5 protein-coding genes and 1 pseudogene are annotated in these 11,029 nt (G+C 73.7%); 2 read left to right on the plus strand and 4 right to left on the minus strand.

What is annotated here, in order from left to right; translation table 11 throughout:
- On the plus strand, window positions 1-2,577 hold a 2,577-nt coding region (locus tag AOK15_RS33050), incomplete at its 5' end, for a thioesterase domain-containing protein (protein WP_478078818.1).
- Between the two features lie 59 nt (window positions 2,578-2,636).
- Here the strand turns inward: AOK15_RS33050 and dnaK are convergent.
- The 3 genes from dnaK to AOK15_RS33065 all read right to left on the minus strand — a co-directional run bounded on the left by dnaK (window position 2,637) and on the right by AOK15_RS33065 (window position 7,938).
- Window positions 2,637-4,499, minus strand: coding sequence for a molecular chaperone DnaK (dnaK, locus tag AOK15_RS33055; protein WP_055522002.1), 1,863 nt, complete (start codon window positions 4,497-4,499; stop codon window positions 2,637-2,639).
- 180 nt (window positions 4,500-4,679) lie between these two features.
- On the minus strand, window positions 4,680-7,385 hold the full coding sequence (locus tag AOK15_RS45300) for a patatin-like protein (protein ID WP_055522003.1): 2,706 nt from the start codon (window positions 7,383-7,385) through the stop codon (window positions 4,680-4,682).
- A 124-nt stretch (window positions 7,386-7,509) separates the two neighbouring features.
- Window positions 7,510-7,938, minus strand: a complete 429-nt coding sequence (locus AOK15_RS33065; protein WP_055522004.1) for an OsmC family protein — start codon at window positions 7,936-7,938, stop codon at window positions 7,510-7,512.
- A gap of 201 nt (window positions 7,939-8,139) precedes the next feature.
- Between AOK15_RS33065 and AOK15_RS33070 the strand changes: the two genes are divergently transcribed.
- On the plus strand, window positions 8,140-10,620 hold the full coding sequence (locus AOK15_RS33070; protein WP_107099563.1) for a VWA domain-containing protein: 2,481 nt from the start codon (window positions 8,140-8,142) through the stop codon (window positions 10,618-10,620).
- A gap of 34 nt (window positions 10,621-10,654) precedes the next feature.
- On the opposite strand, the pseudogene AOK15_RS33075 reads toward AOK15_RS33070, so the two are convergent.
- Window positions 10,655-11,029 (minus strand): annotated as a pseudogene (locus tag AOK15_RS33075) (DUF2201 family putative metallopeptidase); the annotation flags it as partial.

Below are 11,029 nucleotides of genomic sequence, written 5' to 3' on the forward strand. Positions count from 1 at the left end.
GCGCCCGACCACTACCTGGTGGAGAGTGTGGACGGGCGCACGGCCAGGTTCGACATCGACCGGCCCGGCCAGGAGCCGTGGGGCCTGTGGGCGCCGCCGGGAGGCGCGGTGGAGGACGTGGTCCTCGCCGAGGCGGAGACCCGGACAGGTGTGCGCGCGTACAGCGCCGACGGGACCCTGCTGTGGGAGGTGGACGGACATCGCTCACCGAGGCATCCGCGGGTGCGGCCGGCCCGTGCGGCCACCGTCTCGGCCGGGGTCGCCCCGCCACCCGCCTTCTGGTATCTGCTGCGCACCCGCGACGAGGCCGGGTCGCGGGCACTGCGGTCCGTCGGGCGGGAGACGGCCGAGGCGCTGCTGACGGCCGCCCGCACCGACGGGACGGCCCTGCGTGCCGCCGTGGCGCGGTTGGTGCCCGACGTCACCGACCCGGTGCTGGTCCGGGCGGTCGTCGCGGTGGCCGAGCGGGCCGCCCGCGTGGAGGAGCGCAGGCTCGCCCTGCACCGGAGGGTCACCCTGCTCGCGCAGGCGCCGCCGTCACCGCCGCGCCGGTCCGCGCCGGACACGGCGCTGCTGCCCGCGCTGTTCGGGCTGGTCGCGGACGGCGCAAGGGAGCCGTGGCGCAGAAGCCCCGACGTCGCCCTGCCGGCGACGCTGAGCGCGCTGGCCGCGGACGGCGCCTGCCTGGCGGGGACCCTCCCGGAGGAGGTACGACGGCTCTCGCCCCCGGCGCCGCCGCGGGACTGGTCGCAGCTGATGGGGGCGATCGACGCGGTGGCCTGGCGTGCGGTGGTGGCACCCACTCCGGACGCGGCACGAGCGGCCCTGGTGGCGCTGCTCGACACCTGGGCCGACCAGCCGTTCGCCCGCGCCGGCGGCACGTGGTGGGTGGGCCGCGCCTCGGCGGAGGCCCTGGACGGCCTGCGGGAGCGCGGGATCGCCGTGGCGTCCGGGACGGATCGCGCCGGCGGGCGGGAATGCTGGTTCGTGGCGGCCGCCGCCGGCGATCCGCACGACGACCCGGTGTGCGCGGCGGTGCCGGGGGCACGACGTGTCCGGGTGCGGCGGGACGACGCCGCCCGGATGCGTGCCCTGGTCACGGCTGTCGGGACGCACGGCCCCGTGCCGGTGACCGAGGAGGCGGCCGCGCGCTTCGCCGAACTGACGGGCGTACGACGGGCTGTCGCCCGGCTGGTCGTGGCCGGTCTGGTCGGCCGGCCCGACCGCGAGGAGGACCGTGCCCTGGTGCGGAAGGCCCCCTACCGGGCCTCCCCGTTCACGGCCGAGTCCTACGACGGGCTGCGGGCGCGGCTCGGGGCCGCGGGAGGGCGGGCCGTCCTGGCCGCCGCCCTGCCCGACGACCCGACGGAGCTGTGGCGGCCCGGCGGTGTCGAGGCGGCCGCGGAGCGGATGGCCGAGGTGTGGCGGGACCGCATGGGGGCCGAGTCCGTCGTGCACGACGAGGCCGCCGACGCCCTGGAGGCAGGGCCGGGGCTGTCCGAGGTCTGGGCCCGGCGGCTCGCGGGTGGCTACGAGGCAGCGGCGGACACGACCGTGGAGGCGGCCGGCTGGGAGCTGGCGGCGACCCCGTACGGCCATGGCGTGGAGGTGCGGGCCGTGCCGGCGGAGGCGGGACTGCCGTACGGGACCCCGGTGGGCCTCGACGTCCGGAGTGCCGCCGCCGCTCTGGTGTGGGCCTGGACGGACCGGCCCGTCGGTGATCCGGCCGTGGCGGGCGCGCGGGCCCTGTACGAGCGGTTGCGGGCCGAACTGGACCGCCCGGACCTGCTGCTGGCGCTGCCCGGCGGGCGGGTCGAGGACACCGCGGCACGGATCGCGGAGCGGTTCGGGCCCGGGCGGCTGCCGGTGGCGACGGACCGGCGCAAGGCAGAGGGCCCGGTCCCGACCGCCCACGACTCCGGCCCCCTGGTGGTGTGCTCGCCCGGCGGGGCCGCGTTCCTGCGCCCGCGCGCGGTCGCCGACCCGGAGGTGTGGCGGCGGGTGCGGGGGATCACCGGACTGGCCGAGGAACTGGACCGGGTGGCGCCCCTGCTGGTGGGGGGCGGCCTGGAGCGGATGAGGGACCGGTCCTCCTCGGGAGCGGTTCCGGCCGGGGCGTACGAGGCGGATCCCCGTCGGTCCTGTCCCGAACTGGTCGCACATGCGGCGAGAGAACTCGCGGTCGGCGCGGACGCCGCCGCCCTGTACCTCCAACTGGCCACGCTGGCGGCGCCCACGGACCGTGACGTACGACGGTGGAACGGCTGGTCGACCAAGCGGCACGCACAGGTCCGGGAAGAACTGCTCGGCACCGGCGCGGTCGTCGCGGCCAAGCGGGCGCGCGCCGGCCGGACCGTGTTCCTGCCCGGGGACTGGACCGAGCTGAAGGCGCCTCATCTGCCCCTCGAAACCGTGAAGCTGCACGCGTACGGGGTGCGTCCGCTGTGGGGCAACGAGGTCGCCTCCCCCTTCGGCCGCGTCCTGCCGCCCGCGCCCCTGCACGAGATGTTCGCGGCGGCCTGGGAGCGGGAACGAGGCGGCGACGCGCCGGAGCGGGTCGGCAGGGTGGGCAGCTGAGCGCCGCCGCCTCGTGGAGGGGGGGGCCGGGCCCCCGCGGCACGGGGTCGCCGGCTCCGTCAGGCCGCGCCCCCCTTCGTGTTCTTGTCGTCGTCGACGATCTCCGCGTCCACGACGCCCTCCTCGTCGGCGGGATCCGGGCCGGGGCGGGGTTCCTCGGTCCGCGCCCCGGAGGCCGTCGCGTACATGGCCTGGCCCATGCGCTGGCTGACCGTGGCGAGCTTGTCGATGCCGGCCCGGAGGGCGGCCGTGTCCTCGGGGTGGTCGAGGAGCTGCTTCAGCTCGGCTGCGGCGGCCTCGACCTCGCCGCGGACGTCGGCCGGTACCCGCTCCTCGTTGTCACGGATGAACCGCTCGGTCTGGTAGACGAGTTGCTCCGCCTGGTTGCGGGTCTCCGCGGCCTCCCGGCGCCGCCGGTCCTCCTCCGCGTACTGCTCGGCCTCCCGCATCATCCGGTCGATGTCGTCCTTGGGCAGGGCGGAACCACCGGTGACGGTCATCTTCTGTTCGCGTCCGGTGGCCAGGTCCTTCGCCGAGACGTGCATGATCCCGTCGGCGTCGATGTCGAACGCCACCTCGATCTGCGGCACCCCTCGCGGCGCCGGGGGCAGGCCGGTGAGGTCGAAGACACCGAGCTTCTTGTTGTACGCGGCGATCTCCCGTTCCCCCTGGTAGACCTGGATGCCGACCGAGGGCTGGTTGTCGGCGGCCGTGGTGAAGATCTCCGAACGCCGGGTCGGGATCGTGGTGTTCCGCTCGATCAGCTTGGTCATGATGCCGCCCTTGGTCTCGATCCCCAGCGACAGCGGGGTGACGTCGAGCAGCAGGACGTCCTTCACGTCGCCGCGCAGGACACCGGCCTGGAGCGCGGCGCCCACGGCCACCACCTCGTCGGGGTTCACACCCTTGTGCGGGTCCTTCCCGGTGAGCTCCTTCACCAGCTCGGTCACGGCGGGCATCCGTGTCGAGCCGCCGACGAGGATGACGTGGTCGATCGCGGAGAGCTTCACCCCGGCGTCCTTCACGGCCTGGTGGAACGGTGTCTTGCAGCGGTCGAGCAGATCGGCCGTCAGCTCCTGGAACTGGGCGCGCGTCAGCCGCTCCTCCAGGTGCAGCGGCCCCTCGGAGGAGGCGGTGACGTACGGGAGGTTGATGGACGTCTCGGAGGAGCTGGACAGTTCGATCTTGGCCTTCTCGGCGCCCTCCCGGAGCCGTTGGAGCGCCATCTTGTCGTTGCCGAGGTCGATGCCGTGCTGACCCTTGAACCTCTTGACGAGGTACTCGACGACCCGCTGGTCCCAGTCGTCGCCGCCGAGATGCGTGTCCCCGTTGGTGGCCTTGACCTCGATGACGCCGTCGCCGATCTCCAGCAGCGAGACGTCGAAGGTGCCGCCGCCCAGGTCGAAGACGAGGACGGTCTGCTCCTCGCCCCGGTCGAGGCCGTACGCGAGGGCCGCGGCCGTGGGCTCGTTGATGATCCGCAGGACCTTGAGACCGGCGATCTCACCGGCCTCCTTGGTGGCCTGCCGCTGGGAGTCGTCGAAGTACGCCGGGACGGTGATCACCGCGTCGGTGACGTCGTCGCCGAGGTACGCCTCGGCGTCCCGCTTCAGTTTCTGCAGCACTCGGGCGGAGAGTTCCTGGGCCCTCAGGCGGGTGCCGTCCACGGAGCCCTGCTCGGGGAAGCGCCAGCCCCCGTCGCCCATGTGGCGTTTGACGGAGCGCGCGGTGCGCTCCACGTTCGTCACGGCCTGCCGCTTGGCGACCTCGCCCACGAGGACCTCGCCGTTCTTGGCGAAGGCCACCACGGAGGGGGTGGTCCGCTGGCCCTCCGCGTTCGTGACGACGGTCGGGTCGCCGCCCTCCAGCAGGGCCACCACCGAGTTCGTCGTCCCGAGATCGATTCCGACCGCACGCCCCATCGCCGTCCCCTTCCCGCAAGGTTCCATCCGGGTCGCGCCCGTGGCTCCCGCGCCCGCGCGCCTGCCCACCGACCCATGGCTCCTACCACCAGCACAAAACTTGAGTGGCCTCTTGTCAATGGGGCATGGGGGCGTCCCCCACCGGGGCACGGGGCCTCGGCGGGTGCGGCCGGGCGGTGTCTAGGTGTGTCTGCGCACCGCGTGCGCCAGGCGCAGCGCCCGGCTCACACCGCCGAAGAGCAGGCGCCAGGACCACCGGTCGACCGTCGCGCGGACGGCGTTGGCCGTCACCACGGCCGCGTGCGAGACCGTGTGCTTCAACAGCCTGCTGTCCTTCTCCCGCCGGAAGGTCTCCTCCGAGATCCGGCAGGCGTTCAGGAACTCGTCGACGGTGTCGGGGTCGACCGGCTGCCGGGAGTCGGGGTAGCGCCGCCGGTAGCGCCGGAGGAAGTCGGCCGCGGCCGGGGCGCCGCCCGCCTTCTGGTCCGCCTCGGCCTGTTCGGCGACACAGGGCAGTTCCTCCGCCGCGATCAGCCGCTGGAGGCCGAGCGCCACCCACATCGACGTCTGCGGCAGGCTCGCGGGCAAGGGCGCCGAGGCGCCGGCCGCCAGGAAGGCCAGCTCGGCGGGCTCACCACCGGGCCCGGCGGTGAGGACTCCGCGGGGCGCGTCGGTGCCGGCGATCTCCCTCAGCCGCTCCCCCACGGGCACGCCCGCGTCCGCGAGCTGCTTCAGGCGCTGCGGGGACAGCAGGACGTGGACCAGCCAGCCGGCGCCGTCCAGCCGCCCCCACATCCAGTCGTTGGCCCGCCAGGACCGCTTGAAGAACGCCCCGAAGTGATGGAGCTGCAACCCGGTGAGCTTCTGTGCCGCGGTCCGGCGGTCGTCGAGCAGGGTTCGGCTGTCGGCGCTCATCTGGATCAGTTCCACGCGCTGCCGGGCGGCCTGCTCGTCCGGGAAGATCACCCGCTGGGCGGCGAGGAGGTCGAACAGTCGCCGCGCGACGCCGTCAGGGGCCGGCGGGTCGCCCGGCTCGCCCTCGGGCCGGGCCCCGGTGCGGTCGCCGACCAGATACGCCAGAAGAACCGGCCACTGCGCGTCCTGGTCGTTCTCGCCCCGCCCGTGGCCGGGAAAGCGCCGCCGGGTTTCGAGGACCGCGCCCGCCATCGTCCGCCAGGCGTCCGCCAGGGCCGGCAGTTCCCGTGCGGCGGGCAGCTGGCCGGTGATCGCGTCGGTCCAGCCGGGCGACCGGATCACGGTGCCCACCAGGTCGTCGTCCGGGGGGACGCGACCGAGCACCGCCTCGACGACCGGCCGTACCGAGCCCCGCAGGTCGGAGGTGCTGCGCTGCGGCATCGCGGCGTGCACCTTCCCGACCTGGGTCTCCAGGGCCGTACGGATGTCGGCCGGTGCCTGCGCGGCGCTCTCCCGCAGCAGCCGCAGCACGGTGGCCTTGCCCGCGTCGAGCAGCGGTCGTCCGAAGCGGGCCAGCGCGTCGAAGACGTCCGCGCCCTCGGGGAGGGTCTGCGGGGGCGGAGCAGTGCTCTCGATCACGGTGACCGCACCGGCGGTGAGCCTGTCCAGGTCGGGGCCGAACCCGACCGGGCGGTCGTCGGGGCCTGCGCCGCCGGCGATCATCTGGCCCAGGGTCTCCTCGGCGACGGCCCGGGCCAGCGACCGGATGTGCTTCGCGCGGTGTTCGCGGCGCAGTTCCTCGTCGCCGAGGTCGGCGCCCCGTACCGCCATCCGGGCCAACCGGGTCTCCGCCCGCAGCCTGCTCCTGACCCGCTCGTTGTGCGCGGCCAGGGCGCTCAGTTCGGCGCTGATGCTCTGGGAGGTGATGACGCCGAAGACCTTCAGCAGCACGGTCCCCAGCGACGGCACGTCGTCGGGCAGGGGCGGCGGGACGGTCGGCTCGGCGGCGCCGTCGGCGGACGGGACGACGTAGGCCAGCACCCGGCGGACCTCGCGGGTCGCCGGACGGTCGAAGACCGCCTGGAGGGCGGGCCCGATCGGCCGGTTGGCCAGCAGTCCCCCGTCGGCGCAGAACTGCGTGGCGGGCGGCCGGACCAGGTGGGGGCCCATGTCGGGGCGCCGGTGTGTGGGCTCACCGACGGGGATGAACGCGGGTTCGAAGGCCACCGGGTAGGAGGCGCTGGACCGGGCCGCCCGGGCCAGTGCCCCGATCGTCTCGCGGCGCCGGAGGGCATCCGCGGTGAACCGGAACAGCCCCCGGTGGTCGCGGTCGTGGACGGTGCTGCCGTAGTCGTCCCGGAAGGGGTGCGGCATGCCGTCGAGGAAGGTGGTGGTGATGAAGACCCGGGTGGGATCGGGGTCGCTGTCGGAGCGTGGAGAGGGGTCGAGCACCGGCGTCGCGTCCTCACCGCCGGTGTCGAGGCCCTTCACCCGGTCGAGGCCCTCCACACGGTCGAGGCCCTTTACATGATCCTCGAAGACCGTCTTCAGCCCCTTCTCCAGACCGCGCAGCAGCCTTTCCTCGCCCTGGAGGAGGGACGGCGGCCGCGGCTCGTCCAGGTCGCGCAGGAGGGTGCCGAGCCCACCCTCGTCCAGCCACAGCGACCGCAGTCCGCCCAGGTCGCAGCCGCGTACGGTGGCGAGGCCCAGGAGGGCCGCGTTGATGCCGCCGGCGCTGGTGCCGGAGAGCACGTCGACGCTGACGTCGAGCCGCAGCAGGTCGAGCAGCCGCTTGTAGCGGGCGCGCACGAGCCCGGCGGGCGTGCCGGACGCTTCGGCGCGCGCGGCGGTCGTCAGCAGGTTCAGCTCTCGGGCCACGCCGCCCATCCAGACGGCGAGGCTGAGGCCGCCGGTGAAGGCGACGGCGATTCTCAGCTCCGTGTCGGGCACCGACTGTGCGTCGTCACTCATGCGCCCAATGTGCTCGCCCCCGGGGACTCCCGCATCCGGGACGCCGACGGCCGCAGCCGGGACGCCGACGGCCGGACCATCGCCCCCGAGGGGGTGACCGGTCCGGCCGCCGTGGGCCCGCGGGTCAGGCCAGCTTGGCCGACAGGGTGATCGGCACGGCCTTGAGGGCCTGGCTGACGGGGCAGTTCACCTTGGCGTTCTCGGCCGCCGCGACGAAGCCCGCCTCGTCGAGACCGGGCACCTCGCCCTCGACGGTGATGTGGATGCCGGTGATGCCCTCACCCGGCTGGAACGTCACGTCGGCGGAGGTGACGAGCTTGCTGGGCGGCGTGCCGGCGCCGGCGAGGGCGTGCGAGAACGCCATCGAGAAGCAGCTGGAGTGGGCGGCGGCGATCAGCTCCTCGGGGCTGGTCTTGCCGTTCGCCTCCTGCGTGCGAGCGGCCCACGTCACCGGCTGCTCGGCGATGGCGCCGGACGAGTCGAAGGTGACGACACCGTTGCCCTCGAGCAGGTTGCCTTCCCATACGGTGTGTGCGGAGCGCGTGGTAGCCACGGTTCTTCCTTTCACGTGGGTCCCGTTCCAACGGGGTCGGACCCATCCGATCACACCGAGCCGCCCCGGACCCAGCCGACGGGGCGGTGTCCCACCGCGCTCGACGGATCGTTCGCCTGACGTACACAGTGCGAACGCCGTACAGTCCGGGAGCGTAGTCGGACTTTCCAAGTCTTCTGGGGCACAACGGGGTTGGTGCACATGCGAAGTGAAAGGACGACCAGGGCTCGGGGGCGGACGGCGGTGGTCTACGTCGGCCCGCCGGCCGTCGGCGCCGACGGCACCGCGGCAACGTCGGGTGCGCTGGCCGACGAGGCGCGCAGGCGGGCCCTCGCCGACGGGCTGGAACCGCTGGAGCGGTTCGCCTCGACCGTGGAGGAGGCGGACGCGTTGCTGGCCGCGCACCCCGACGCGGTGGTGGTGGTCCACCCCGGTACGCGGCCGTACGAGTCGTCGCCGGGGGCCGGGGCGGCGTTGTGGAACTACTTGAGGGCCGGTGCGGTACTGCGGCTGTGCGCTCCGCGGACCGGTGGCCGCGTACGGAGGCCGCTCGCCCGGTCGCGCCGGCAGGGGCTGGCGTTGCCGTTCGTGGGGCCGATCGACGCGACCTCCTCCGGGCCCGAGGCGCCCGCCTCCAGGCAGCGCCTCGACGACTGCCGGGCGTTCGCCGAGGCGGAGGGCCTGTACCTGTCGCTCACGGGACGATGGACGAGGTGGGCGGCCACCCCCGTCGACCACGCCCTCTCCGAGACGCTGACAGTCGTCGTCCACCCGGAGATCACCGCCCCCGGCCCAGACACACCGGACGGTCTGCTGTGGCGGTGGCTGCGACAGGGCCGGGACATCCATCCGGGATGCTTCGAGGCTCTGCGTCCCATCTGGCCCGACGCCGGAACATCGCACACCATCCTCGATGCCAGGGGAGACGCTCACGGCTTGGCCGTGGGGAGGGCTGAGAACGCTCAGGGCCAAGAGCGCGGCGAAAGGCGCAAGTCGGCACGCGCCCGCAACAGCTTCACCGGTGACTCCACCGGCACCGTCGTCCAGGCCGACCACATCGGCTCCCTCACCATCCACTCCGCGCCCGACGGCCCTGCCCGCCCACACCGCGACACATCCCAACCCCTCCCCCACGACGGTCTGTTCATCCGGCGCAACAGTGCCTTCGGGACGCGGTCGTTGCTCGGTGCGCGGGATCTGATCGAGCAGGGCGTGATCATCGGGCAGGAGCAGATCCGGTTCGACGACTTCGTGGCGGCCCGTACCGACCAGGTGCCCGGCCCCGAGGGCCGGGAGGCAGTCGCCGTCAGTCATGGGGTCGCGGCGGTGGAGGGCGACTTCAAGGCGAACGACGCGACGACCCACTTCGTGGAGGTCACCCTGAAAGCGGCCGACGCCCCCGCGGGGAACGTGCCCGCCGGTGAACCGCTGCCCGTGAACTTCGTGTTCGTCGTCGACGTCAGCGTGTCCATGCGGGGCCCCAAGCTCGACACGGTCAAGTCCGCGCTGGAGGCGCTCCACGGCGCGCTGCGCCCCACGGACTGCCTGGCCGTCATCGCCTTCAACCAGCAGGTCCGCACGGTGCTGCCCTCGGTCGCCCGGCAGGACCTCTCCCCCGAACGGTTTGGGCGGGTCGTGGCCGGGCTGACCGCCGAGGGCGGCACGGACATCAACCTCGCGGTGCAGTACGGCATCGACGAGGTCGCCCGGAACTCGGTGAGCGGGCGGACGGTCGACTGCCTGTACCTGTTCTCCGACGGCGACCCCACGTCCGGCGAACGGGACTGGACCACCATCCGCACGAACATCGCGGCACGGCTGCGCGGTGACCTCACCCTGTCCTGCTTCGGCTTCGGCAGGGACGCCCGGATGCCCGAACTGGCCGCCCTCGCCGGTCTGGCCGGCGGTCACTCCGCGCTCGTCACCCGGCCCGAACAGGTCAGGACGGATCTGCTGGGCGACCTGAGCCGACGCGACCATCTGGCGGCCGTCGACATCCAGTTGAAGCTGGACATCGCCCCCGAGGTGGAGATCCGGCATCTGTACGGCCATGACCTCGTCGGCGATCCCCGGGCCCGCGCGGCGGTGCTCCGCGAGGCCGCGCGGGCGGGTGAGCGGGCACGGAAGGACTACGGGGCCGAGCCGTTGCCGGACATCGTCACCGACGAGAAGGGCATCCGGATCTTCGCTCCGGACCTCGCCTTCGAGGAGACGTACTGGGTGGTCCTGGAGGTGCGGGTGCCGCCGGGACACGACCTGTCGGAGTTGGGCTCGGCGACCGTGCAGTACGTCGACACCGTGGCACGCGAGGCCCGTCGGCACGAACTCGACCTGGCGGCGGCACCGACGCTCACCACGGAGACGGTCACCGTGCACGCGGTGGGCCTGTGGACCAGCGAGGTCACGTTCCACGCGCTGGACGACCTGTACGAGGGCGACCGGGACGCGGCGACGAAGCGGCTCACCGAGCACATCCGGGTGCTGGACGCGGCACACGGGCGCTATTCCGTCCCGGTGTTCCGCGACGACCGGGTCACCCTGACGAAGTTGATCACACTCACCGGTTCCCTCGGCCGCATGGTCTCCTTCAGCGACACCCCCCATGGCTCGGGCATGGCGCCCACCCTGCGGATGCTGAACGAGTTCGGCAGGGTCCGCTCGGGGTTCGTCCCGCACCACTGATCCCGCGTCACCGCGTGGCCCGGCCGAGGCCGGGTCACTGCACGCGGAACACCGGGCCGCGGGCGGTGAACGGCAGGCGGGCGCCCTGCGGGATCAGATAGGCGTGCTCGCGGCGTACGCGCAGCGGGTCGCACCAGCCGTCGGTGATGACGAGGAGGGGCGCGCCCGGCGGGAAGTCGTCGGCCCGTTGCAGCAGGTCGATGCCGGGCTGGAGCACGGTGCCGCCGCGCCCGTGGACGCGGACGCGCCCGGCGATCTCCGTGACCGGGACGTAGCCAGCGTCGTGCGGGGCCGTGTCGCAGAAGACGACCCGCGCGGCCGGTACGTCGCGGGCCTCGGCGTAGGAGGCGATGGCGCCGAGTGCCTTGCCGAGCAGGACCCGGTTCATGGAGCCGGAGGTGTCGAGGAC

Source organism: Streptomyces ossamyceticus, assembly GCF_001418475.1.
Classification (GTDB): domain Bacteria; phylum Actinomycetota; class Actinomycetes; order Streptomycetales; family Streptomycetaceae; genus Streptomyces; species Streptomyces ossamyceticus.

Excerpts from the sequence above, each read along its gene's own strand:
- dnaK (WP_055522002.1), bottom strand. The coding sequence starts at position 4,499 with ATGGGGCGTGCGGTCGGAATCGATCTCGGGACGACGAACTCGGTGGTG.
- AOK15_RS45300 (WP_055522003.1), bottom strand. The coding sequence starts at position 7,385 with ATGAGTGACGACGCACAGTCGGTGCCCGACACGGAGCTGAGAATCGCC.
- AOK15_RS33070 (WP_107099563.1), top strand. The coding sequence starts at position 8,140 with ATGCGAAGTGAAAGGACGACCAGGGCTCGGGGGCGGACGGCGGTGGTC.